Source organism: Streptomyces sp. WMMC940 (genome assembly GCF_027460265.1).
Taxonomy (GTDB): Bacteria; Actinomycetota; Actinomycetes; order Streptomycetales; family Streptomycetaceae; genus Streptomyces.
Genome location: NZ_JAPZBC010000001.1, coordinates 6,464,531 through 6,488,399 on the forward strand (window position 1 = coordinate 6,464,531; position 23,869 = coordinate 6,488,399).

General features: G+C 73.8%; 19 protein-coding genes, 2 pseudogenes and 1 riboswitch. Of the genes and pseudogenes, 14 read left to right on the top strand and 7 right to left on the bottom strand.

Features of this window, described 5'->3' with window-relative positions; translation table 11 throughout:
• The first annotated feature begins 64 nt into the window (after positions 1-64).
• On the top strand, positions 65-1,111 hold the full coding sequence (locus tag O7595_RS28550) for a sugar-binding transcriptional regulator (protein ID WP_269731454.1): 1,047 nt from the start codon (positions 65-67) through the stop codon (positions 1,109-1,111).
• Positions 1,112-1,537: 426 nt separating this feature from the next.
• Here the strand turns inward: O7595_RS28550 and O7595_RS28555 are convergent, their stop codons facing one another.
• Both O7595_RS28555 and O7595_RS28560 read right to left on the bottom strand, forming a co-directional pair.
• A complete protein-coding gene (locus O7595_RS28555; protein WP_269731455.1) occupies positions 1,538-2,659 on the bottom strand; it encodes an amidohydrolase family protein in 1,122 nt (373 codons plus the stop codon).
• A complete protein-coding gene (locus O7595_RS28560) occupies positions 2,660-4,135 on the bottom strand; it encodes a glutamine synthetase (RefSeq protein ID WP_269731456.1) in 1,476 nt (491 codons plus the stop codon).
• 69 nt (positions 4,136-4,204) lie between these two features.
• Here O7595_RS28560 and O7595_RS28565 point away from each other — a divergent pair, with 69 nt between their 5' ends.
• From O7595_RS28565 to O7595_RS28575, 3 genes are read left to right on the top strand one after another with little or no spacing between them, the layout of a single operon-like run.
• The gene (locus O7595_RS28565; RefSeq protein ID WP_269731457.1) at positions 4,205-4,621 is read left to right on the top strand and encodes a ribonuclease domain-containing protein; all 417 of its coding nucleotides are present in this window, start codon (positions 4,205-4,207) and stop codon (positions 4,619-4,621) included.
• A complete protein-coding gene (locus O7595_RS28570) occupies positions 4,618-4,980 on the top strand; it encodes a barstar family protein (protein WP_269731458.1) in 363 nt (120 codons plus the stop codon). The genes O7595_RS28565 and O7595_RS28570 overlap by 4 nt, the downstream gene beginning before the upstream one ends.
• Before the next feature lie 36 nt (positions 4,981-5,016).
• Complete coding sequence (locus O7595_RS28575; RefSeq protein WP_269731459.1) at positions 5,017-6,528, top strand: GuaB1 family IMP dehydrogenase-related protein; 1,512 nt, start codon at positions 5,017-5,019, stop codon at positions 6,526-6,528.
• A 424-nt stretch (positions 6,529-6,952) separates the two neighbouring features.
• Here the strand turns inward: O7595_RS28575 and O7595_RS28580 are convergent, their stop codons facing one another.
• On the bottom strand, positions 6,953-8,026 hold the full coding sequence (locus tag O7595_RS28580; protein ID WP_269731460.1) for a GDSL-type esterase/lipase family protein: 1,074 nt from the start codon (positions 8,024-8,026) through the stop codon (positions 6,953-6,955).
• 304 nt (positions 8,027-8,330) lie between these two features.
• Between O7595_RS28580 and O7595_RS28585 the strand changes: the two genes are divergently transcribed.
• From O7595_RS28585 to O7595_RS28615, 7 genes are all read left to right on the top strand, one after another.
• On the top strand, positions 8,331-11,057 hold the full coding sequence (locus O7595_RS28585; RefSeq protein WP_269731461.1) for a sensor histidine kinase: 2,727 nt from the start codon (positions 8,331-8,333) through the stop codon (positions 11,055-11,057).
• Positions 11,050-11,487, top strand: a complete 438-nt coding sequence (locus tag O7595_RS28590) for a roadblock/LC7 domain-containing protein (RefSeq protein WP_269731462.1) — start codon at positions 11,050-11,052, stop codon at positions 11,485-11,487. The genes O7595_RS28585 and O7595_RS28590 overlap by 8 nt, the downstream gene beginning before the upstream one ends.
• Before the next feature lie 4 nt (positions 11,488-11,491).
• The gene (locus O7595_RS28595; RefSeq protein WP_269731463.1) at positions 11,492-11,860 is read left to right on the top strand and encodes a DUF742 domain-containing protein; all 369 of its coding nucleotides are present in this window, start codon (positions 11,492-11,494) and stop codon (positions 11,858-11,860) included.
• A gap of 245 nt (positions 11,861-12,105) precedes the next feature.
• Positions 12,106-13,578, top strand: coding sequence for an amino acid permease (locus O7595_RS28600; RefSeq protein ID WP_443071755.1), 1,473 nt, complete (start codon positions 12,106-12,108; stop codon positions 13,576-13,578).
• A gap of 10 nt (positions 13,579-13,588) precedes the next feature.
• Positions 13,589-14,044, top strand: a complete 456-nt coding sequence (locus O7595_RS28605; RefSeq protein ID WP_138056358.1) for an Lrp/AsnC family transcriptional regulator — start codon at positions 13,589-13,591, stop codon at positions 14,042-14,044.
• A 268-nt stretch (positions 14,045-14,312) separates the two neighbouring features.
• Positions 14,313-15,125: a carbon-nitrogen hydrolase family protein gene (locus O7595_RS28610; RefSeq protein WP_269731464.1), complete on the top strand. Its 813-nt coding sequence runs from the start codon at positions 14,313-14,315 to the stop codon at positions 15,123-15,125.
• 40 nt (positions 15,126-15,165) lie between these two features.
• The gene (locus O7595_RS28615) at positions 15,166-16,860 is read left to right on the top strand and encodes a flavin monoamine oxidase family protein (protein WP_269731465.1); all 1,695 of its coding nucleotides are present in this window, start codon (positions 15,166-15,168) and stop codon (positions 16,858-16,860) included.
• Positions 16,861-17,065: 205 nt separating this feature from the next.
• Here the strand turns inward: O7595_RS28615 and O7595_RS28620 are convergent, their stop codons facing one another.
• A complete protein-coding gene (locus tag O7595_RS28620) occupies positions 17,066-17,770 on the bottom strand; it encodes a DUF5995 family protein (RefSeq protein WP_269731466.1) in 705 nt (234 codons plus the stop codon).
• 107 nt (positions 17,771-17,877) lie between these two features.
• On the opposite strand from O7595_RS28620, the gene O7595_RS28625 reads away from it, so the two are divergent.
• Positions 17,878-19,071, top strand: coding sequence for a glycoside hydrolase family 6 protein (locus tag O7595_RS28625; protein WP_269731467.1), 1,194 nt, complete (start codon positions 17,878-17,880; stop codon positions 19,069-19,071).
• A 154-nt stretch (positions 19,072-19,225) separates the two neighbouring features.
• Here O7595_RS28625 and O7595_RS28630 read toward each other — a convergent pair.
• Positions 19,226-19,449: pseudogene (locus O7595_RS28630) on the bottom strand (hypothetical protein); the annotation flags it as partial.
• An 81-nt stretch (positions 19,450-19,530) separates the two neighbouring features.
• Entirely contained in the window at positions 19,531-20,769 is a 1,239-nt protein-coding gene (locus tag O7595_RS28635; RefSeq protein ID WP_269731468.1) for an MFS transporter, read from the bottom strand.
• A gap of 101 nt (positions 20,770-20,870) precedes the next feature.
• On the opposite strand from O7595_RS28635, the gene O7595_RS28640 reads away from it, so the two are divergent.
• Positions 20,871-22,037 (top strand): ROK family transcriptional regulator, encoded by a 1,167-nt coding sequence (locus O7595_RS28640; RefSeq protein WP_269731469.1) that lies wholly within the window; start codon positions 20,871-20,873, stop codon positions 22,035-22,037.
• A gap of 47 nt (positions 22,038-22,084) precedes the next feature.
• Here O7595_RS28640 and O7595_RS28645 read toward each other — a convergent pair.
• Positions 22,085-22,267 (bottom strand): annotated as a pseudogene (locus tag O7595_RS28645) (hypothetical protein); the annotation flags it as partial.
• Positions 22,268-22,497: 230 nt separating this feature from the next.
• Positions 22,498-22,628, top strand: a riboswitch (FMN riboswitch).
• 162 nt (positions 22,629-22,790) lie between these two features.
• Between O7595_RS28645 and ribD the strand changes: the two are divergent.
• Positions 22,791-23,867, top strand: coding sequence for a bifunctional diaminohydroxyphosphoribosylaminopyrimidine deaminase/5-amino-6-(5-phosphoribosylamino)uracil reductase RibD (gene ribD, locus O7595_RS28650; RefSeq protein WP_269731470.1), 1,077 nt, complete (start codon positions 22,791-22,793; stop codon positions 23,865-23,867).
• Positions 23,868-23,869: the final 2 nt, after the last annotated feature.

The window sequence follows — 23,869 nt, forward strand, 5'->3', positions numbered from 1 at the left end:
GTGAACGGGGCCCTACCGGGCTGATCAACATCACCCGGATCTGTCAGGATGGCGGTTCCGGAGTGTGAACAGCAGTGAGGAGAACGCGGTGTCTGCTATGTCGGCGGGACGGTCGGCCCTGCGGATGGGACCCGCGGAGCTGGTGCAGGCGGCGGCCATGGCCCGACGCTTCTATCTCGAGGGCAAATCCAAGATCCAGATCGCCGAGGAGTTCGGCGTCAGCCGCTTCAAGGTGGCCCGGGTCCTGGAGACCGCGCTCGAACGCGACCTCGTACGGATCGAGATCCGCGTCCCCGCCGAGCTGGACGCGGAGCGCTCCGACGCACTCCGCGCCCGCTACGGACTGCGGCACGCGGTGGTCGTGGAGTCCCCGACCGAGGGCGAGGACGAGTCGCCCGACCCGGAGAACCTCGGAGAGGTCGCGGCGGACCTCCTCGGTGAGCTCGTCACCGAGGGAGACGTGCTGGGCCTGGCCTGGGGGCGCTCCACGATCCACATGGCGGCCGCGCTCGACCGGCTGCCGCCCTGCACGGTCGTCCAGCTCACGGGGGTGTACGACGCCGGGACCGCGGAGCGCGGCTCGGTGGAGGCGGTGCGGCGCGCCGCACAGGTGTCCGGCGGCGAGGCGCACCCGATCTACGCGCCGATGCTGCTGCCGGACCCGGCGACCGCCGCCGCGCTGCGGAACCAGACGGGCATCGCCAGGGCCTTCGAGTACTTCGACAAGGTCACGGTCGCCTGTGTCTCGATCGGCTCGTGGGAGCCCGGCATCTCGACGGTGCACGACATGCTGAGCGACGAGGAGCGGGCGCACTACGCCTCGCTCGGCGTCGCGGCCGAGATGTCCGCCCATCTGTTCGACGCCGACGGCAGACGCGTCGGCCGTGACCTGGGCGAACGCTGTATCACGGTCGAGACCGACCGGCTGCGCCGCATTCCCGAAGTGGTCGCCATCGCAGGTGGCCACCGCAAGGCGGCGGCCATCGGGGCGGTCCTGCGGTCCGGCCTGGTGACCAGCCTGGTGACGGACACCTCGGCAGCGGACTACCTCCTCACGGAGTCCCGCCCCGCGCCGCGCCCGGCGCTGGAGCGGGCCGACCCGGACGACTGACCACCGGCACGGAACCTGTCCCGGCCGTAGCGAACCGCCACGGCCGGGCCGCCTTCCGGGGCCGGGCACCGTGCCCCGGCGGACGGCCGGCTCGGCGGAAGGGGCGGATGCCGCGGGCCGGGCGACGGGGCCACTCGGCCGCGGCTCGGCGCGCCCGCCCGCCCGTCGGCGCGGCTCACGACTGTGCTGCGCCCGGTCGGCCGTGGGGCCCGTGCCGCCGGGCCCGGCCGCCCCTGGAGTTCACGATTCCGCTGGGGTCGGCCCGTGGGGTCGGTGCCTTCCGGTCGGGCGCGGTGCGTCCGTCTCGCCGGTGGTGCCTCGTGTGTGCCGGGGCGGGTCGCACGCGCCTGCCGTCCGGGACCGCCCCTGTGGGCCCGCCCGCCTGTGGCGGCCCATGTATCCGCCGGGCCCGGCCGTCGGCGCGGCTCACGACTCCGCCGGGACCAGCCCGTACAGCCGCGCCGCGTTGTCCGCGGCCAGCAGACCCGCGATCCGAGTCGCGTCGCGCCCCGACCAGGCACCGGAGGACGTCCAGTCGTCGGTGAGCCTGGTGAGCGCGTCCTCGAACACCCTGGCGCCGACGAGGTACAGCTCCGGCAGCCCGTACGCGTCGCTCGAGTAGAGCAGTTTGCCGAACGGGGTGAGCTCCAGCGCCTCGGCGAGCACGGCGGCCGCCCTGACCCCCGTGTGGGACAGAGCGAGGCCCACATCCGCGTACACGTGTGTGAACGCGTGGGCGAGGTAGGCGGCGTTCCGGTGGTACGGGTAGCCGTGCAGCAGCACCAGCGGGCAGCCGTGCGGGGCGACGGCCCTGATGAAGTCCGTCAGCAGCAGGGGATCACAGCGGTCGAGCCGAAGATCCGGGTCGCCGAAGCCCGTGTGCAACTGGAGCGGCAGTCCGGTGCGGACCGCCGCCCAGAGCAGATGCCGCAGCAGCACCGGGTCCGTGAGCCGCCCACCGGGGCCGCGCTCCGCCAGCCAGCGGGCCGCGGCGGCGTGGACCTCTGCGGCGCCGGGCGGATCGGGGTCCAGCCCGAGCCCGTACCGGTACGCCGCGACCGACTTGAAGCCGATGGCCGTGCGGGCCGAGGCCGCGACGGAGTGGTCGAACACCTCCATGAAGCCGGTGGCGTCGTGGCTCGCGTCCGCCGCACGCTCGGCGAGGGACTCCAGGCGCACGATCACGCCCGCGTCCCCGCCGCCCAGCTCCGCCAGCTCGGTGGGCCCGGTGAGGTCGCCCGGAAGCCCGGTGTCCACCAGATAGGTGCCGGTGCCGCTCGCCCGCAGCAGCAGCCGCGTCGCCTCCTCGGACCCCAGTTCGCGACGGCGCTCCAGATAGCGCTCCGGCGGGCAGTGCGCCTCCAGCCCGAGCAGGGGCGGACACCAGCGGAGCACCGCGAACCCCAGCTGGCTGTCGAAGAAGCTCGTACCGGGCGCGGGCGGGGCGTCCGACTCGGTCAGGAACGAGGCGAACCCGTCCCGTGCCGGTGAGTGCCGCAGCACCCCGTGGCAGTGGTGGTCGACGAGCGGGGGCAGGACGAGGGGCATTCAGTACCGCCCGCGGGTCGCGTCGGCGATCTCCTGCGCGGCGCTGCCCGCGAACAGCTCGCTCTCCGCACGGCGTACCGCCGCGATCGCCTCGAAGAGCGCGTCGCCGAGCGCCTCACGCAGCAGGTCCGAACGTTCGAAGTGCTCCAGCGCCTCCGGAAGCGACCGGGGCAGCCGCTCGGGCCCGGTGCGCCTGGTCTCCCGGTCGGTTCCGGTGTCGGGCTCTCGTGCGGCCGGTCCGCCGACCCCTGCCCGCCCGGCCGTTCCGGTCGGCGACGGTTCGCCGTCCCCCGCCGCGCGTCCCGTCCCCGCCGGGTCCGCCGCGCCTCCCGTCCCCGCCGGGTCGCCCCGCACCGGCTCCGGGAGCCTCGCCTCCGCCGCCATGCCCGCCAGCCCCGCCGCGATCACGGCGCCCGTGACCAGATACGGATTGGCCGCCGCGTCGAAGCACTTCACCTCCGCGTTCGCACCCTCCGGATCGTCGGGGGCGCCGGTGATGAACCGCAGCGCCGCCTCGCGGTTCTCCAGCCCCCAGCACCGGAACACCCCCGCCCAGTGGGACGGTTCGAGACGGAGATAGCTCGCCGGTGTCGGCGCTCCGACGGCGAGCAGGGCCGGGAGCGTGTCCAGCACGCCGGCGAGGAACGACTCGCTCTCCCCGGACATCCCGAACGGGCCGTCCCCGCCCCGGCACAGATTGCGGCCGTCCCGCCACAGGCTCAGATGCAGATGGCCGCCGTTGCCGACACCGCCCGCCTCCACGACGGGGCCGAAGAGGGCGGTGAGTCCGTGCCGCAGGGACACCGCGCGGACCGTCTCGCGCACGAGCACGGCGAGATCCGCCGCCCCGACCGGATCCGCCGGGGCCACGGAGACCTCGAACTGCCCGACGGCGTACTCGGGATGGATCTGCAGCACCTCAACGCCCTGGGCTCCCAGCGCGCGCAGCACCTCGTCCACGTAGTCGGAGAGTTCGACGACACGGGCCATCCCGTACGCGGGTCCGGTCCACGGGTACGTCCCGTCCCGTTGCACGATCCACTCGGTCTCGAAGCCCATCCGCAACTCGATGCCCCGGTCGGCGGCCCGCCGTGCCATCCGGCGGGCGAACAGCCGCTGGCAGGCGACGTAGGGCCGGCCCTCCTGGTCGTAGCGGTCGACGGGGGCCCAGGCCCAGCCCGGCTGGGCCGCGAGCACCGTGAGCCGCTCCAGGTCCGGCACCAGTCTCAGGTCGCCGTCCGGGCCGCCGATGTGCGGGCTGGTGGTGATCGAGTCGTCCACCAGGTAGACGTCGAACACCGGGGACATGCCGACCCCTCGGGCGGCGGCATGCGCGAGGCGGCCGGTGGGGACCGCCTTGACCCTGGTGAGACCGGCATTGTCCACCCAGGTCAGAGCCACGCCGCGGACGTTCTCGGCGTCCAGCCGGGCGGCCTCCCTGCGGGCCGCGCGCTGAGTCTCGTCAGTGTGCTGCACGGGGCATTCCCTACCCGCGCGGGACCGTCCTCACCGCCTGCACCACCCCCGCGTGGCAGCATCGGCGGCATGCCGAACCGGCCCCCACGGCTCCTCCTCGCGCTGCTGTCGGCCCTCACCGTCCTGCTGCTGACCGGCTGTACGGACGACGGCGCCGGCTGGGGGACCGGCACCGCAGCGCGCAGCCCCGCGGTCTCGGCGCCCGCCGGCCTGTCCACCGTCCGGGTCGCCGACCTGCCTCCGGAGGCCCGCGAGACCCTGCGGCTGATCGACGACGGCGGGCCCTTCCCGTACCGGAAGGACGGCAGCACCTTCGGCAACTTCGAGGGGATCCTGCCCGAGCGGGAGCGGGGCCACTACCGGGAGTACACCGTGGCCACGCCGGGGGAGCGCGACCGGGGCGCACGCCGCATCGTCACGGGCCGGGAGGGGGAGGTCTACTACACCGACGACCACTACGAGACGTTCAGGGTGGTACTCCGATGAGAAACGATCCCCTCGCCGCGCTGTTCGGTGCCACCCCGGGGCGGAACATCACCGTGCTCGACCTCCACGGCGTCACCGACAAGAAGACCCTCATGGAGCGCTGCGCGGGCGACCTGGGGCTCCCCGCGTGGTTCGGCCGGAACTGGGACGCCCTCGCCGACTGCCTCACCGACCTCCCCGGCGAGGAGGGCACCCTCGTGCTCGTCTGCCGCTGGCAGGGGTACGCCGCCGCCCGGCCGGGGGAATGGGCGATCGTCCAGGAGGTCTTCACCCACGCCGTCGACACCATGCCGGGGCAGCTCGCCGTGCTGCTGGCCCTTGGAGGATCCGACGAGAGGGCGACCACCAGTGCTGGATGATCGGCCCGCACGGTCCTGCCCCCCGCTCATGGGACAATGAAGTACGTGCGTTTTCTTCCGGGCGAGTGCCCGGGACCCCTCCGAATCGACTGGGATGTTCAGCACGTGCGTTTCCTCAATGACAGCAAGCCGCCGTACGACCTGACGTACGACGACGTGTTCATGGTGCCGAGCCGCTCGGCCGTGGGCTCCCGTCAGGGCGTCGACCTCTCCTCCCCCGACGGCACGGGCACCACCATCCCGCTGGTCGTCGCCAACATGACCGCGATCGCGGGCCGCCGGATGGCGGAGACCGTCGCCCGCCGCGGCGGTCTCGTCGTCATCCCGCAGGACATCCCCATCGACGTCGTCACCGACGTCATCACCTGGGTGAAGACGCGTCACCTGGTGCTCGACACACCCATCGTGCTCACCCCGCACCAGACCGTCGCCGACGCGCTCTCGCTGCTGCACAAGCGAGCCCACGGCGCGGGCGTCGTCGTCGACGAGGAGCAGCGGCCCGTCGGCGTCGTCACCGAGCACGACCTGTCCGGCGTGGACCGCTTCACCCAGCTGGCCGAGGTGATGTCGAAGGACCTGCTGCTCGTCGACGCCGACATCGATCCGCGCGAGGCGTTCACCAGGCTCGACGGAGCCAACCGCAAGCTCGCTCCCGCCGTCGACGGGGAGGGCCGGCTGGCCGGCATCCTGACCCGCAAGGGAGCCCTCCGCGCCACGCTGTACACGCCGGCCACCGACGCCGACGGCAGGCTGCGCATCGCCGCCGCCGTCGGCATCAACGGCGATGTGGCGGGCAAGGCCAAGCAGCTCCTCGACGCCGGCGTGGACACGCTCGTCGTCGACACCGCGCACGGCCACCAGGAGTCGATGATCGCAGCGATCAAGGCCGTCCGCGCGCTCGACCCGCACGTGCCGATCGTGGCGGGCAACATCGTGGCCGCCGAGGGCGTCCGGGACCTCGTCGAGGCAGGTGCGGACATCATCAAGGTGGGTGTGGGCCCGGGCGCCATGTGCACCACCCGCATGATGACCGGCGTGGGCAGGCCGCAGTTCTCCGCCGTGCTGGAGTGCGCCGCCGAGGCGAGGAAGTACGGCAAGCACGTGTGGGCCGACGGCGGTGTCCGGCACCCGCGCGACGTCGCGATGGCGCTTGCCGCCGGTGCGTCCAACGTGATGGTCGGGTCCTGGTTCGCCGGGACGTACGAGTCCCCGGGTGACCTGCAGCAGACCGCGGACGGCCGGCTCTACAAGGAGTCCTTCGGCATGGCCTCCGCGCGTGCCGTCCGCAACCGTACGAGCGAGGAGTCGGCGTACGACCGGGCCCGAAAGGCGCTCTTCGAGGAGGGCATCTCCACCTCGCGCATGTTCCTCGACCCGGCCCGCCCGGGCGTCGAGGACCTGATCGACTCGATCATCGCGGGCGTCCGCTCCTCCTGCACCTACGCGGGCGCCGGTTCACTGGAGGAGTTCGCCGAGAAGGCGATCGTCGGCATCCAGAGTGCCGCAGGCTACGCGGAGGGCAAGCCGCTGCACGCCAGCTGGAACTGACGGCACGGCCGGTCCGTGTCGCCCACCGAGTGCCGTGGCGCCGGGAGATCCCCGGGGGCCACGGCGGCATCGGACGGGCGGACCGGCTTCCCGGGCCGTCCGGCTCCGGGGCGCGGGCGGTGGGATGCGGCGGGAGGTGTGGTCGATCCGCTGCGTGGCGGTTCCGGTGCGTGGCGGTTGCGTTGTGTGGTGGTTCCGTGTCGGGCTGCCTGGTGCGGCGGGCCGCCGGGCCGTTGGGCCGGCCGGCGCTGCGGTCGGGCCGCGGGCCGTTTGCGGCGGGCGGCCATGGGGCGGATCCGCTCCCTGCCCTGCTTCGTGCGGACCGGCCCGCAGCCCCGGCGTGGATCACGCTCGGCGCGGATCACGCGCTGTGTCCCGTCGTGCTGATCCCGCGCCGCGTCCGGGCCCGGCAGGTGCGGGAGGTTCAGGCGCTCCCCGCCACGGTCCCCGCGCTCCCCGTCCCCGTCCCCGCCCCCGCGCTCGCGGCGGCCGGTGCGGGTGCGAAGCCCGACGCCCGGATGGCTCCGGCCACCGCGGAGGCCATCCGGGCGTGGCCCCCGTCGTTCGGATGCAGACCGTCCGCCAGGTCGTCCGCCGTCAGCAGACCGGCACCGGGCAGCAGGGCCAGCCGGTCGTCGCCGCCTGCGACGAGGTCCCGGACGGCCTCCTCCATCGCCGCGCGGAGGTCCGCGAGCGTCGCACCGAGCGGATTCCGCGCCGTCTCCGCGTCCGGGCGCAGTACGGGGGAGACCAACAGCAGGGGGGTGGTCGGGTGCCCCCGGCGGACGAGGGTGACGAAGGCGCGGGTCTTCTCGTACAGCAGGGAGGCGGAGCAGGGGACGCCCGACCAGCAGTTGGTGCCGAAGGCGAGCGTCATCAGGTCCGCCGGAAGCGAGGCGAGCTGCTGGGCGGTCGCGAGTTCGCCGCGGGCCGACCCGGCATAGCCGAGGTTCACGCAGTCCAGGCCGAGGGCCCGGCCGGCGGCCGAGGGCCAGGCGTGCGCGGGGCGGGTGGACCACCAGCCCTCGGTGATCGAGTCGCCGTGGACCGCCCAGCGCGGCCGGCGCGGTGCCGGGAGCACCCTGCCGCCCAGTCCGCGCACCCCGAGAACCACCGGTGCCTGGGACTCCGGCGGATGGACGGTGAACGGCCCCGGCCCGGGTGGCAGCGGGATCGTGACCGTGGCCTCCTCGGCGGGCTCGGTGAACGACTCGGCCGCACAGCGGTCGCCCTCCCACAGGGCGAAGCAGTGCGCGAGGTCGCGCAACGCGTCGGCCGTGCCGGGCACCCGGGCCCGGTAGCGCAGCTCGACCGCCCGGGCGCCGTCGGGAGCCGTGAACTCCAGCCGTACGCCGATGGGGAGCGCGGCGCGTTCCCGGGTGTCCCACGGCAGCCGGGCGAGATCACCGGGGTCGGCCCTGACCGGACGCCCGCCGTCGAGCCAGGCCACGCCGCGCAGGAACGGTCCGGGGTCGAGCCAGTTCGGGTCCGGCGTCACAGAGGCCTCCGTCCGGGTCGGTCGCGGGATCGTACGCGGACTTGACTCCTACCCCGCACGCGGCGAACGCTGCCTCCCGTCCGGCCGCCCCTCCGCGGCCCGCCGGTGGTGCCGTCCGCCGACGGGCATCACCGCCAGTGGCCGGTGACCGACCCCGGCGTTACCGGGGGGAGCATTGCGCGGCCCGTGACCGATCGCGTAGCTTCTGCCCCTACCCGGCGGTAACCCGCTGGTCGTACGTGCCGAACGTCCAGGGGAGCCCATGCGCCGGCGATTGCGCCCTCCCACGATCCGTGGCCGGATCGTGGCCCTCACCGTCGTGCCCGCCGTGGCCCTGCTGGCGTTGTGGAGCTTCGCCATGGTGTCCGTGACGGGCGATCTACGAGCGCTGGTCCGGCTCCAGAGCGTGTACGAGACGTTCGGCACCCCCGTCGACACGGCCGTCGGGCAGATCCAGATCGAACGCCGGCTCGCCGCGGCCTATCTGGGCGCCGGGCAGCGGAACGCCGGGGCGGCCGACGCCGCCGCGCTGCTGGCCCAGCAGCGTTCGACCGACCGGGCCGTGGAGGCGATGCTCGACGCCGTCGGGGACCGGGAACGCCGCGAGGACCTCTCCGGCCGGCAGCGGGCGTCCCTGGACACGATGGTCCGGGCCGTCGCACGGCTCGACGCGCTGCGGGAGGAGGTGGTCGACCGCAGGCTCTCCTGGAGCGAGGCGGTCGACGCCTACACGGTGGTCGTCGAGCCGACCTTCGACGTCCAGTCCCAGCTCACCGCGCTGCAGGCCGGACAGCTCGCACGTGAGGCGCAGGTCGTGGTGGAGCTCGTGCGGGTGCGCGAGTTCGTCTCCCGCGAGGACGCGCTCGTCGCCGGGGCCCGGGCCGCCGGCATCCTCACCGACGGCCAGTACGACACGCTCACCGCCACCATCGAGGACCGCCGGGTCTTCCACCGCACCTACGTCCCCGACCTCCCGGCGGACTCCCGGAAGCTCTTCACGGACTTCCAGCGCGGCGCCGAGTACCGGGCTCTGACGTCGGGGGAGGACGCGCTGCTGCGGGCCGGTGCGGCGAACGCCGGCCAGGCCATGGCGGACGCCTCGTGGCGGACGACGACGGACCGCGCAGTGAAGCGGTACATGCTGCTGTGCACCGAGTCGGCCCTGAACGCGGCCGAGCGCGGACGTGCCTTCGCCTACCGCGAGATGGTCAAGGCGGCCGTCGTCGGCCTCACGGGGCTGTCCGCGGTCGGGCTCTCCGTCTGGCTCTCGGCGAGCGCCGGCCGCCGGATCGCCCGAAGGCTGGAGGAGTTGCGGGACGCGGCGGACGTCCTCGCCACCCGACGACTGCCCGAGGTGATGGAACGGCTCGGCGCGGGCGAGGACGTCGACCCGGCCGCGGCGGCGCCGCCGCTCGACTTCGCCGACGGGGACGGGGAGCCCGACGAGATCGCGCAAGTGGGCACGGCCCTCAACGCGGCGCGCCGGGCGGCCGTCGAGGCGGCGGTGAAGCAGGCGACGCTGCGGCGCGGCATCTTCGCCGTGCTGCTGAACATCGCACGGCGGAACCAGGCGCTGGTGCACCGCCAGGCGAAGCTCGTCGACACCCTGGAACGGCGGACGACGGACCCCGACACGCTCGAGGACCTGTTCCGCATCGACCATCTGACGACCCGGATGCGGCGCCACGCGGAGGGCCTGATCATCCTTTCGGGAGCGGCGCCCGGACGGCGTTGGCGGGGGCCGGTGCCCCTCGTGGACGTGGTGGCGGCCGCGGTCGGCGAGATCGAGGACTACACGCGCGTCGTGGTGCCCCCGATGCCGGCGGTGGGCGTCGGGGCGGACGCCGTGGCGGACGTGGTGCACCTCGTCGCGGAACTGGTCGAGAACGCCACCGCCTTCTCGCCGCCGCACACCCAGGTGACGATGCGTACGGGCGAGGCCCGCAACGGCTTCGTGCTGGAGATCGACGACCGCGGCCTCGGCCTGGACGGCGACGAACTCGTCCAGGCCCACCGCACCCTGGCGCGGCCCGGCGACTTCGACCCGGTCCAGGACGAACGCCTCGGACTGTACGTCGTGGGCCGTCTCGCCGCCCGGCACGGCATCACCGTCACCCTCACCCGCTCTCCGTACGGGGGCACCACCGCGGTGGTGCTGCTGCCGCACACGATCATCACCCCGGCGGAGCCGGAGCCGGCCCCAGTCCCGTCCTCCGTAGCGGACGTACCGGGGCGGGAGCACGCGGAGGCTCCCGCGGGCGCGGCGACGGCGAACGGGGCAGGGACCGCGCCGCCCGAGCGCGCGCAGGCTTCCGCGGGTGCCGTGCTCCACGCCCTTCCCACGCGCACCGTGCCCACCCAGGACGGGCCGGCCGGGCACGGCGGCGCCTCGTCTTCCGCAGGTGGAGGCACCACCGGCCCGCGGTCCGTTGGTGACGGCGAGGTGGCGCGCGTCCGGCCCGGCGGTGGCCCGGAGCCGGGAGCCGGTCCCGCCGCCGACGGTACGGGCGCGGGGGTCCGGCCCGTTGGTGACGGCGAGGTGGCGGGCGTCCGGCCCGGCGGCCCGCCGCGCCCGCTCCCCGACCGCCGGCGCTCCCACCCGACGGCGGAGCAGCAGGCCGCCTCCGGAACCGCTCCCGGGGCGGAGCGGCCCCCCGGCGCCCTGGCGCCGCGTCCGGACGCCGGGCCGGGGAGCGAGCCGGCGCCGCCGAGCACCGTGGCGGCCGTCCCCGGCACCCGGGCCGCCGGCGAAGCGCCCGCGCAGGAACCGGCGCCTCCGGCGCTGCCCACCCGGATCCGGCAGGCATCCCTCGCCGGCCCGCTGCGCGAGAGCCCCGGCGGAACGCGGCAGGAAGGGCCAGGGAGACCGGAGAGGGAGGTCAGCGCCGAGGAGATGCGGGCCATCCTCGGGGCCTTCCAGCGAGGGCTCGACAGCGGACGGAGGAGCGAGCCCCGCGGGAGCGAACCGCAGGGCGGCCCGCCCGACGGGCCGGGAACCACGAACGACGAAGGGACGCACGACGATGGCTGAGCCTGACGACAGAGAGACCGGACGGACCGCCGCCGGTGGCCTCGGCTGGCTCCTCGACGACCTGCTCGAGAGGACCGACCACGTCCGGCAGGCCGTGCTGCTCACCGCGGACGGCCTGGTCACCTCCGCCTCCCGGGGCATGCCGCAACGCGACATCGAGCATCTGTCCGCCGTGTGCGCGGGCTTCCACAGCCTCGCCAAGGAGGCGGGTTCCCGATTCGCGGCCGGGAAGGTGCGCCAGACCATGGTCATGCTCGACGACGCCTACCTCTTCATCACCCCGGCGGGCGACGGGAGCCGTCTCGCCGTGCTCAGCGATACCGAGACCGACGTGGGACAGCTCGCCCACGAGATGGCGCTCCTGGTGAAGCGCGTCGGCCGGCACATGGCCGTTCCCGCGCGCTCGGCCGCCGAGGCCCCAGACGCGTAGTCCCGTGAACGACCACTGGTACGAGGACGAGACCGGGGCGATGGTGCGGCCGTACACCGTCACCCGTGGCCGGACCCGTCCCGTCGCGGAGCACCACATCGATCTGATGTCACAGGTCAGGGCCGTGGAATGGGACAGGCCCGAGCCGCGGCTCGACCATGCCCGCAGCGCTCTGCTGGAACTGGTGCGGCGTGCGCCGAGACCCGTCGCCGAGGTCGCGGCGGACGCCGACATGCCCCTCACGGTCGTCCGGGTCCTGCTCGTGGACCTGGTGGAGGCGGGTCTGGTGCGGATCTCGGAGCCACCCGCCCGGCAGGGCGCGCACGCTCCGTCCCTGTTGAGGGAGATAGCCGACCGGCTGCGCGAGATCTGAACACTTTTGCGCGGCTGTGCAATGTTCCACCGCCGTCGCCTCCAGTACGCAACGATCTTGCGCGGGTGCGCAAAGCTCATGCATTACGGTCGGGAACGTCGACCTCGTAGGGTTCCTGCCTGTACGTGGAGTGGCGGGGACCGTCTGCTCGGCGATTCCCCGCGCTCCGGGCTGCCCTCAGCCATGCCCGCGCGGGCCGCCGCGGTCGCCGCCTCACCGATAGGCAGCGATAAGGAGCCTCCCCAGTGTTGGACCACGGCGCAGCGCCCACCGTCACCCCCCAGAGGGATCCCGGTGGCCCCGCCCAGGGCCTCGGCAGCCGTCTGATGCGGCGCAAGCCCGTCGAACAGCTCGTCTCCGAGGGCGGCCAGGGCGAGGGCGGCACGCTCCGCCGCTCGCTCACGATGTGGCAGCTGACCATGATCAGCATCGGTGCCACCCTCGGCACCGGCATCTTCGTCGTCCTGGGCGAGGCCACCCCGCTCGCCGGCCCGGCCGTCGCGATCTCCTTCGTGGTCGCCGGCCTGACCGCCCTGTTCTCCGCCCTCTCCTACGCCGAGCTCGCCGGTGCCGTGCCGGTCTCCGGCTCCTCGTACTCGTACTCGTACGCGACCATGGGCGAGCTGATCGCCTGGGTCTGCGGCTGGTGCCTGGTGCTGGAGTACGGCGTCTCCGTCGCGGCCGTCGCCGTCGGCTGGGGCGAGTACCTGAACGAACTGCTCGACGGCACGATCGGGGTGACCATCCCGGACGCCGTGTCCGCGCCGATCGGCGAGGGCGGATTCATCAATCTCCCCGCCCTCGTCGTCGTGCTGCTCGCCATGGTCTTCCTGATGGGCGGCGCCAAGGAGAGCGCCCGCGTCAACACGGCCATGGTCGTCATCAAGATCGTGACGCTGCTGCTCTTCATCGGCATCGGCTTCATGGGCATCAAGGCCGGCAACTACACCCCGCTCGCCCCGCTGGGCGTCACCGGCATCAGCGCCGCCGCGGCCACGCTGTTCTTCTCGTACATCGGCTTCGACGCCGCCTCCACCGCCGGTGAGGAGGCGAAGAACCCGAAGAGGGACCTGCCGCGCGCGATCATGCTGTCGCTGCTGATCGTCACCGTGCTCTACTGCCTCGTCGCCCTGGTCGCCGTCGGCGCCATGCCGTGGCAGGACTTCGAGGGCACCGAGGCGGCGCTGGCGCAGATCATGAAGGACGTCACGGGCCAGAGCTTCTGGGGCGTGGTGCTCGCCGCAGGCGCCGTCGTCGCGATCGCCAGCGTCGTCTTCGCCGTGCTGTACGGCCAGACCCGCATCCTGTTCGCGATGTCCCGCGACGGCCTGGTGCCCAAGGTCTTCGCCAAGGTCAACGAGAAGACCGGCGCCCCGCGCGCCAACACCGTGATCGTCTCGCTGTTCTGCGGCGTGCTGGCGGCCTTCATCCCGCTCGGCGAACTGGCCAACGCCACCAGTATCGGTACGCTCTTCGCCTTCGGGCTGGTCAACGTCGCCGTGATCATCCTGCGCTGGAAGCGCCCCGACATGAATCGCACCTTCAAGGTGATGCTCTTCCCGGTCACCCCGATCCTGGGCTTCGGCTTCTGCGCCTACATGATGCTCAGCCTTCCCGGCATCACCTGGGTGTGGTTCGGTGGCTGGATGGCCGCCGGGCTCGTGTTCTACTTCCTCTACGGCCTTCGCCGCTCCCGGTTGGCAACAGCAGAGAAGTGATCCACCCCCCGTGCGACTGAACGATCTCGACGAACGCATCGTCCACGCCCTCGCCGAGGACGCCCGCCGTTCCTACGCCGACATCGGTTCGCTCGTCGGCCTGTCCGCGCCCGCCGTGAAGCGGCGCGTGGACAGGCTCCGGGCGGAGGGAGTCATCACCGGCTTCACGGTCCGTGTCGACCCGGCCGCGATGGGCTGGGAGACCGAGGGCTTCATCGAGATCCACGCACGCAGCAACACCTCGCCCGAGACCATCAAGCGCGGCCTCGAGCGGTACCCGGAAGTCGCGTCCGCCTCCACCGTCACCGGTGAGGCGGACGCGATCGTCCAGGTCTTCGCCTCCGACATGCGCCACTTCGAGCGCGTCCTGGAGCGGATCGCCGGCGAACCGTTCGTCGAGCGGACCAAGTCGGTGCTCGTGCTGTCCCCCCTGCTCAGGCGGTTCTCCTCGGGGGCCCCCGCCTGAGTCCGCGGCGGCCCCGGCCCACGGCGGGAGGCGCGGTCCCACCGGCGCACGCGCTCCGGTCCGGTCCCACCCGGAGCCTTCGGGGGCCGTCGAAACAGCCGTAAGGCGCGCCGACGCCCGAGGCGCAACGAATCACCGGCCCTCGCCGGATCCACGCAACGGATCGACACGCGGAACGCAACGGTCTCGCCTTGTCCCGGCGGTTGGCCGGAACGTACCGTTTTTGACGTCTCCCCGACACCCTCCCCACTCCTTCCGAGGTAGGTCCATGCCGCCGCTGCGCACCGCCCTGCTCCAGAGCTCCGGGACCCCCGGCGACATCGCGAAGAACCTCGAGATCCTCGACAGCCACGCGGCCCGCGCGGCCGCCGCCGGGGCCGGCCTCCTCGTCGCCCCGGAGATGTTCCTCACCGGCTACGCGATCGGCGCCGACGTGCACCGCCTCGCCGAGACGGCCGACGGCGCCTCCGCCGCGGCCGTCGCCGCGACCGCCGCCCGCCACGGCATCGGCGTCGTCTACGGCTACCCGGAGCGCGGCACCGGGCACGAGGCGGAGACGGTGTACAACGCGACGCAGCTGATCGGCCCCGACGGCGCCCGCCTCGCGAACTACCGCAAGACCCATCTCTTCGGATGCTTCGAGAAGGAGTGGTTCACGCCCGGCGACGAGACGGTCGTCCAGGCCGAGCTCGGCGGCCTCCGCGTCGGCCTGCTGATCTGCTACGACGTCGAGTTCCCGGAGAACGTGCGGGCCCACGCCCTGGCGGGCACGGACCTGCTGGTGGTGCCGACGGCGCTGATGAACCCCTTCCGGTTCGTCGCCGAGAAGCTCCTCCCGGTCCGCGCCTTCGAGAGCCAGATGTACGTGGCGTACGCCAACCGCACCGGCCCCGAGGGCGACTTCGACTTCGCCGGACTGAGCTGCCTCGCCGGCCCCGACGGCATCGCCCGGGCCCGCGCCGGCCTCGGAGAGGACCTGGTGATCGGCGACGCCGACCCGGCCCTGCTGGCCGCCTCCCGCGCCGACAACCCGTATCTGCGCGACCGCCGGCCCGGCCTGTACGGGCCGCTCGCCCGCTGAGACATCCCGCCCCGCCCCGTCACACCAGGAGCAACACCCCATGACGTCCACGGTGCCCACCGCCGTCCCGCACACCGACGCGCAGCCGCCCATCACCATGTTCGGGCCGGACTTCCCCTACGCCTACGACGACTTCCTCGCCAACCCGGCGGGCCTGGGCCAGATACCCGCGACCGAGCACGGCACCGAGATCGCGGTCATCGGGGGCGGTCTCTCCGGCATCGTCGCCGCGTACGAGCTGATGAAGATGGGCCTCAAGCCGGTCGTCTACGAGGCGGACCAGATCGGCGGCCGGCTGCGCACGGTGGGCTTCGACGGCTGCGACCCGTCGCTCACCGCCGAGATGGGCGCCATGCGCTTCCCGCCGTCCTCGACGGCGCTGCAGCACTACATCGACCTGGTGGGGCTGGAGACCCGGGCCTTCCCCAACCCGCTCGCCGAAGCCACCCCCTCCACCGTCGTCGACCTCAAGGGCGAGTCGCACTACGCGGAGACCATCGACGACCTGCCGCAGGTGTACCGCGACGTCGCGCAGGCGTGGAACGCCTGCCTGGAGGAGGGCGCGGACTTCTCCGACATGAACCGCGCCATGCGCGAGCGCGACGTCCCGCGGATCCGCGAGATCTGGGCGAAGCTCGTCGAGAAGCTCGACAACCAGACCTTCTACGGCTTCCTCTGCGACTCCGAGGCCTTCAGGTCCTTCCGGCACCGCGAGATCTTCGGCCAGGTCGGCTTCGGCACCGGCGGCTGGGACACCGACTTCCCCAACTCCATCCTGGAGATCCTCCGCGTCGTCTACACCGAGGCGGACGACCACCACCGCGGCATCGTCGGCGGCTCCCAGCAGCTGCCGCTGCGGCTCTGGGAGCGCGCGCCGGAGAAGATCACGCATTGGGCGTACGGCACCTCGCTCGCCACACTGCACGTGGACGGGGCGCCCCGGCCCGCCGTGACCCGGCTGCACCGCACCGCGGGCAACCGCATCACCGTCACGGACGCCTCCGGCGACATCCGTACCTACCAGGCGGCGATCTTCACCGCGCAGTCCTGGATGCTGCTCTCCAAGATCGCCTGCGACGACTCGCTGTTCCCCATCGACCACTGGACGGCGATGGAGCGCACGCACTACATGGAGTCGTCCAAGCTCTTCGTCCCGGTGGACCGGCCGTTCTGGCTGGACAAGGACGAGCAGACCGGCCGTGACGTCATGTCGATGACGCTCACCGACCGGATGACGCGCGGCACCTACCTGCTGGACGACGGCCCGGACAAGCCCGCCGTCATCTGCCTCTCGTACACGTGGTGCGACGACAGCCTCAAGTGGCTGCCGCTGTCCGCGAACGAGCGCATGGAGGTCATGCTCAAGTCGCTCGGCGAGATCTACCCGAAGGTCGACATCCGCAAGCACATCATCGGCAACCCGGTGACCGTGTCCTGGGAGAACGAGCCCTATTTCATGGGCGCGTTCAAGGCCAACCTGCCGGGCCACTACCGCTACCAGCGGCGGCTGTTCACCCACTTCATGCAGGACCGGCTGCCCGACGACAAGCGCGGCATCTTCCTCGCCGGCGACGACATCTCGTGGACGGCCGGCTGGGCCGAGGGCGCGGTGCAGACGGCGCTCAACGCCGTGTGGGGCGTGATGCACCACCTCGGCGGCGCCACCGACGCCACCAACCCGGGCCCGGGCGATGTCTTCGACGAGATCGCCCCGGTGGAACTCCCCGAGGACTGACGCCCCTCCCGGGACCCGCACGCCGCGGGTCCCCGCCGAACGAACCCCCGCCGCCGACCGCGATCCGGCCGGCCCCGGGAGGTCGCCCCAGCCGCCGCCGGCCGGACACCCCGGCCGGCGGCGGCCCCGTGTGCGCGCCGGGCCCGGCGCGGCAGGTCCCGTGCGGGCCGCCCGTGCCCGGGCCCCCTCGGCCGGGGCCGCGCGGTCAGCGGAGCGGGGTGAGGAGGCAGCGCCCGACCAGGCCGACCCCGGCGTCCAGCCGTTCGGTGAACTCCTCGGCCAGAGAGGGCAGTTCCCGCAGTCCCCACAGCAGGCGCGCCGCGGTCCAGGCGCCGTCACGGGCCCGCTCCAGACTCCAGGCGCCGAGGAGATGGGTGAGGGGATCGGCGATCTCCAGCAGATCGGGCCCGGGCATCAGATCCTCGCGGATGCGTTCCTCCAGCATCGTGAGGATGTCGCCCACGCGGTCGAAGTCGGCTTCGAGGTCGGGCGGTCGGCAGTCGAGCGTACGGCAGGTGTCCACCACGGCCAGCGCGAGGTCGTGTCCGATGTGCGCATTGATCCCGGCCAGCGCGAACTGCAGCGGGCGTACGCCGGGATGACGCCGGAACTGGAACAGCGGGCGCCAGCAGGCCGGCGCCCGGCCGCCCGCGGCGACCGTGTCCGCGGCCGACAGATAGCGCTCGGCGAAGAGGACCTGCAGGGTGACGGCGGACTCGCGGTCGGGGAACCCGCCGTTGTCGATGCACCGGGCGAGTCGTTCCGTGACGGTCAGGTAGACGCGGTTGAAGACCGCGATCCCGTCGTCCGCGGGCCAGTCGGAGCGGAACGCGCGCATCCGGTCCAGCACCGTGCCGACCGGGGCACGGCGCGCTCCGCCGCCGGCCGAGTACTGTGCGATCTTCGCCATGGGGGCAGCGTCCCAGCCATGGGCTCGGACACGCGCCGCCCGGCCGCAGGCGTCCCCGGAACGGGGGAACGCCACGGCCGCGGCGGCCTGGGGAGGGAGCACAGCACATGTCAGGCGTACGCAATCGGCGCCGGGCGGAACGGCAGGACCGGCGCCTCGCGGCCGGCCGGGGCGTCATGGCCGCGGCGGCCTCCGCGGTGGTGGCCCTGGGCACCGTCGCCGGGCTGGTGTCCACCGCGGGACGGGGCGGCGAGGACGGCACGGCACGGCCCGAGGTGAGGAGTTCGCCCGTGACCGTCCCGCTGCCCGCACGCCCGAGCCGCACGCCGTCCGCGCCCGAGCAGTCCCCCGCGCCCTCGCCGTCACCCGCGGCCCCGGCCGTGTCCGCCACCCCGTCCCCGAAGAGCCGCCCGACCGGCGGCCCCCGAACGCCCGCGGCGGCCGGGCGGCTCTACCGCCATCCGCAGTCCCAGGTCCTGGACTGGGTGCGGGAACACCGTGACGATCCCCGCAGGCCGCTGATCGAGTCGCGCATCGCCGCGCACCCCGCCGCGGTCTGGTTCCCCGAGTACGACCCCGGCCGGATCGCGGGCCGGGTGCGGGCGGTGACCTCGGGTGCCGCCGCCTCGGGCCGCGTGCCGGTGCTGGTGCCGTACGCGATCCCGGACCGGGACTGCGGCGGCGCGTCCCGGGGCGGCGCGCCCGATCTCGCCGCGTACGACGCCTGGATACGGCAGTTCGCCGCCGGCCTCGGCGACGGTCCGGTCATCGTCGTCCTCGAACCCGACTCCATCGCCCTCGCCGACTGCCTCGCGGATGACCGGCGGGCGGCCCGCTACGGCTCGCTCGCCCGCGCGGCGCGCACCCTGAAGGCCGCCAACCCCCGGGCGAGGGTCTACTTCGACGCAGGCCACTCCGGCTGGCACCCGGTCGCGAAACAGGCCGCCGAGCTGCGCGCCGCGGGCGCCGCCACCAGCGGCGACGGCATCTTCACCAACGTCTCCAACTTCCACGGCACCGCCGAGGAGGCGCGGTACGCACGCCGGGTACTGGACGCCCTCGGCGGGCCCCCGGGCCTGGGCGCCGTCATCGACACCAGCCGCAACGGCAACGGCGCGCCGCGACGGGGCGCCTGGTGCGATCCCGCCGGCCGCGCCCTCGGCAGGGCCCCGACCACCGGGACCGGCGAGGCCCGGATCGACGCCTACCTGTGGGTGAAGCTGCCCGGGGAGTCGGACGGGTGCAGGGGCGCGGCGGGCACCTTCACCCCGGACTACGCCTACGACCTGGCGACCGGCTGACCGCCGCCGTCACCCTCGACGTACGTGGACGTGCCCGCGTCCAGCAGCGGCTCCCGCGTCTTCGTGCGGGCGGGGGGCGAGGGTGCGCAGCACGTGGTGGCCGGTGATGACGACGGTGCCGAGGGCGATGCCGCCGAGTTCGAAGTTCTCGGTGAACTTCGGGGTCCAGCCCCCTCGGCACCGGCGCCACGAACGACGCGCCGAACATGGGCACGACGTGCTGGGCGCCGAGCCCTGTCGTGCGGGGCCGCGAAAGGCGTTCCTCGGGCCGTACGACTTCTCCCGGAGCGGGGGTTCGTCCGTCGCGAGGTGCAGGCTCCGGCGCACGCCGAGGTTCGGACGGGCCTCACTTCCGAGGGGGCGGTGATCAGCGCCCATGGCACAAGGAACGTGATGCTCCGCTTCTGTCGCCGGGTCGGCGGGAAGTGCGTCCCACCGCCCCGCGGCGCAACCCCCGCGCTACGCCCGGAGATCCGGTGCCGGCACCGGAGCGGGGACCTGAGTGCCGGATGCCCCGGGCGCGGCCGGCGCCGGCCGCCGGCCGCTGCCCCGTAGCACTCCCGCCCCCAGCACGAGCCCGAACGCGAGCACCGTCACCAGCCCGAACGACACGACCAGTGAGGTCAGATCGGCGATCCCGCCGATCGCCGAGGGGGCGATCAGGCCGGACGTGTACGTGATCGTCGCCACCCCCGCGATCGACTGGCCGGCGTTCGTCCCGGTGCGCCCCGCCGCCGCGAACGCCAGCGGCACCACCACGGCGATACCGAGCCCGATGCAGCCGAACCCCGCCATCGCGGCCGCCGGATGGGGCGCCAGGACCACCAGCACGCCTCCGGCCGTCGCCAGCACCCCGCCGACACGGACCGTGCGGACCGGGCCGAACCGGTCCACGACCCGGTCGCCGGCCAGCCGTGCCACCGCCATGGTCAGCGCGAACGCCGTCGTGGACGCGGCGGCGAGCCCGGCCGAGGTGCCCAGCACGTCCCGCAGGTACACCGCCGACCAGTCCAGGCTCGCACCCTCGGCGAACACCCCGCAGAACCCGATCGCGCCGATGACCACCGCGGACTTCGGCGGCAGCGCGAACCGCGGGGGCGGCTCCTCGTCCGCGGATCCCCGCAGGTCGAGCACTCCCCGGCAGGCCAGCAGCCCGACGGCCGTCAGGGCGGCGGACGCGAGCACATGGTGGAGCCGTGCGTCGCTGCCGAGGTGCGCGGCGACCGTGCCCGCGGCGGAGCCGAGGAGCGCGCCGACGCTCCACATGCCGTGCAGCCCGGACATGACCGAGCGGTCGAGACGGTTCTCGACCTCGACCCCGAGGGCGTTCATGGCGACGTCGGACATCCCCGCGGTGGCGCCGTACACGAACAGCGTGGCGCACAGGGCGTACACGTCGGGGGACACTGCCGGGAGGGTCAGGGACAGCGTCCAGAGCGCGAGCAGCCCGCGCAGCGCGGTGCGAGCCCCGAAGCGATGGCTGACGGCGCCCACGAGGGGCATGGCGAGGGACGCGCCGATGGCGGGGAAGGCGAGTGCGAGACCCAGTTGTCCCGCGCTGACGCCCGCGTGGTCCTGGACCCACGGGATGCGGGTGGCGAAGCTGCCCGTCACGGCACCGTGCACGCAGAACACGGCGGCCACGGCGTGGCGCGCCCTGGTCAGCCGTCGCTTGTCGTAGGCCACCTCTGTCGGCATCGGCGCCGTCCTCCCCGGGGATCGTGGTCTGCGCGTAAACTATCAGGAACCCTGCCTGATAAATACCCTGCAGTGAGGCAGGCATCTGGAAGGATTCCGGCATGCCCGCATCCCCGAGCACCGCCCGGGCCATCAACGACCGGCTCGCGCTGCGACTGCTGCAGCAGCAGGGCCCGTTGACGGCAGGCCAGCTGAAGACGCTCACCGGACTCTCCCGGCCGTCCGTCGCGGACCTGGTGGAACGGCTCCAGGTGTCGGGACTGGTCCGGGTCGTGGGAGAGGCCGGCGAGCAGCGCCGCGGGCCCAACGCCCGGCTGTACGGGATCGTCGCCGACCGCGCCCACCTCGCGGCCCTCGACGTCCGCACCCAGGGCCTCTCCGTCGTGGTCGCGGACCTGGTGGGCACCACACTGGCCGAGGCGACGCTGCCCATCGGAAGCGACACGGGCACGGAACCGGCCGTCGAGCGGGCCGTGGCCCTGCTGGAGGGCGCTGCCCGCGAGGCCGGCGTCCGGCGTCTGCACAGCGTCGGCATCGGCGCGCCGGGGCTGGTCGACCCGGTCACGGGAGAGCTGCGGAACTCCGGCAAGCTGCCCGCCTGGCACCGCAGACTCGTCGCCGCCCTCCAGCAACGGCTCCCGGCGGCCGTGCTCGTGGAGAACGAGACCAATCTCGCCGCCGTCGCCGAACAGCGCCTCGGGTCCGCCCGCGGCCTGGACGACTTCGTGCTGCTCTGGCTCGGCCAGGGGGTCGGCGCGGCCGTCGTCCTCGGCGGAGCGCTGCGGCGGGGCGCGTCGGGCGGTGCGGGTGAGATCGGCTTCCTGCCGGTGCCCGGCACCGGAGGACTGCCGTCCGCGACGGGCTGCGACGCCGGTTTCCACGCGCTGGCCGGCGCGGCCGCAGTCCGGGAACTCGCCGTGCGCCACGGCATCGACGCGCCGGCCGAGGAGGCGGTACGGGCCGCGGCGGCGGGGGAGTGCCCCGACGGGCGGGGTGACGCCTTCCTCGACGCGCTCGCCGGGCAGTTGGCGGTGGGGGCCGCCGCGGTCGCCGCCGTGCTCGACCCCGGCTGTGTGGTCCTCGGCGGGGAGATCGGGTACGCCGGTGGCGCGGCCCTCGCCGGACGGGTGGAGGCGCGCCTGGCGGCCCTGTCGCCGCTGCGCACGGGCATTCGGCCGACGGAGCTCGGCGGTGAGGCCGTGCTGCGGGGTGCCCTGCTCGCGGCCCGGGACGCGGCCCAGGCGGAGCTCTTCGCGCCGGCGCCCTGAGGGCCTGCCTCTCCGCGGGCGTCCGCTGTGCCGCTGCCTCGACGGGTACGCGTGCCGGCGGGGAAGCCGTACCGCGTGAGGTGGTCGCCGACGACGCCGCGCTCCAGGTTCTCGGCGTGCCGCATCGGGCTGGAGCCGGCGGGCGGCTCCCCGCCCGCGGTGTCTCCGTCGTGCCAGAGGTCGTCGATCCCGACCGCGCCGTCACCGCCCCTGTTCAGTCCCGTGCCGGCGCTCATGGGGAGGGTGGAGTCACAACTGGCACCGGGGTGGGTCGTGTTGGCCCCGTGTGCGCACACCGGGCGGCTTTCTCCGCGGAAGTGACGCAGAGCCCGACAGGACTGGATCATTGCGGTCGATGGGTCTGGACCATTCCGGGGCGAGGGGCTCCTGTGAGCCAGCACACAGAGGGTCACCCGTATGGCCCGCGGTCGCCCGTGGCACACTGGGCCTGTATCAGCAGCAGCGCACTCCGGGGTCGGTGCAATTCCGAACCGGCGGTTACAGTCCGCGACCCGTCCGCAGCCAGCGGCCGGTTGACCAGGTGAAATTCCTGGACCGACGGTGAAAGTCCGGATGGGAGGCAGTGCGCGGCGGGCGGCTCTCGCGGTCCGCCGGCCGTAGCGGCTGATCGCCTTCGAAGGACACCTCCGGGGGCGATCGGAACCGTTGACGCCGGCGTTTCCCGAGGTGTTGTTCGCTCTCTGTCGACATCGACAGCCCCGGAGTCCGTGCCCGAAGAGGCAGGAGGACCCGGTGGCCACCGCAGCCGACACGCACGCCATGCGCCGAGCCGTCGCGCTCGCCGCCCGCGGTCTCGGCTCCACCAGCCCCAACCCGGTCGTCGGGTGCGTCGTCACCGACGCGTCCGGGCGCCGGGTCGGCGAGGGCTTCCACCAGCGCGCCGGCGGCCCCCACGCGGAGATCCACGCCCTCCGGGAAGCGGGCGAGCACGCCCGCGGCGGCACCGCGTACGTCACCCTCGAGCCCTGCAACCACACCGGCCGCACCGGCCCCTGTGCCCAGGCCCTGGTCGAGGCCGGGGTCGCCCGTGTCGTGTACGCGGTCGCCGACCCGAACCCGCAGGCCACCGGAGGCGCCGACACCCTGCGCGCGGCCGGTGTCCGGGTCGAGCAGGGCCTTCTCGAGGAGGAGGCGGAGGCAGGGAACACCGCTTGGCTCACCGCGGTGCGGCTGCGCCGCCCCTACGTCGTGTGGAAGTACGCCGCCACCCTCGACGGCCGGATCGCCGCCGCCGACGGAACCAGCCGCTGGATCAGCTCGGCCGAGTCCCGTGCCGACGTCCACAGGCTGCGCGCCGAGGCCGACGCCGTGGTCGTCGGCTCCGGCACCGCCCGGGCCGACGACCCGCACCTCGCGGTCCGCGGCATCGACGGCGCCACCCAGCCGCTGCGGGTGGTGCTCGACACCGACGCCCGGGCCGTGAAGCCGGGCGCCCGGGTCCTCGACGACGCCGCGCCCACCCTGGTCGCCGTCGCCGAGGACGCCGAGACCGCCCTCCCCGGCGTGCTGCGGCTGCCCCGGGAAGGCCGCGGCCTGTCCGTCCCCGCCCTCCTCGAAGCGCTGTACGCGCGGGGCGTCCGCGCCGTGCTCCTCGAAGGCGGCCCCACACTCGCCGGATCCTTCGTCGCCGCGGGCAGCGTCGACCGAGTCGTCGGCTACCTCGCGCCCGTACTCCTCGGCGACGGCCCCGCGGCCCTCGCGGGCGCCGGAATCACCACCATCACCGAAGCGTTGCGGCTCGACGTGGCCGAGACCGTGCGTCTCGGCCCCGATCTGCGCATCACCGCGACCGTCCCCAAGGGAGCCTGACA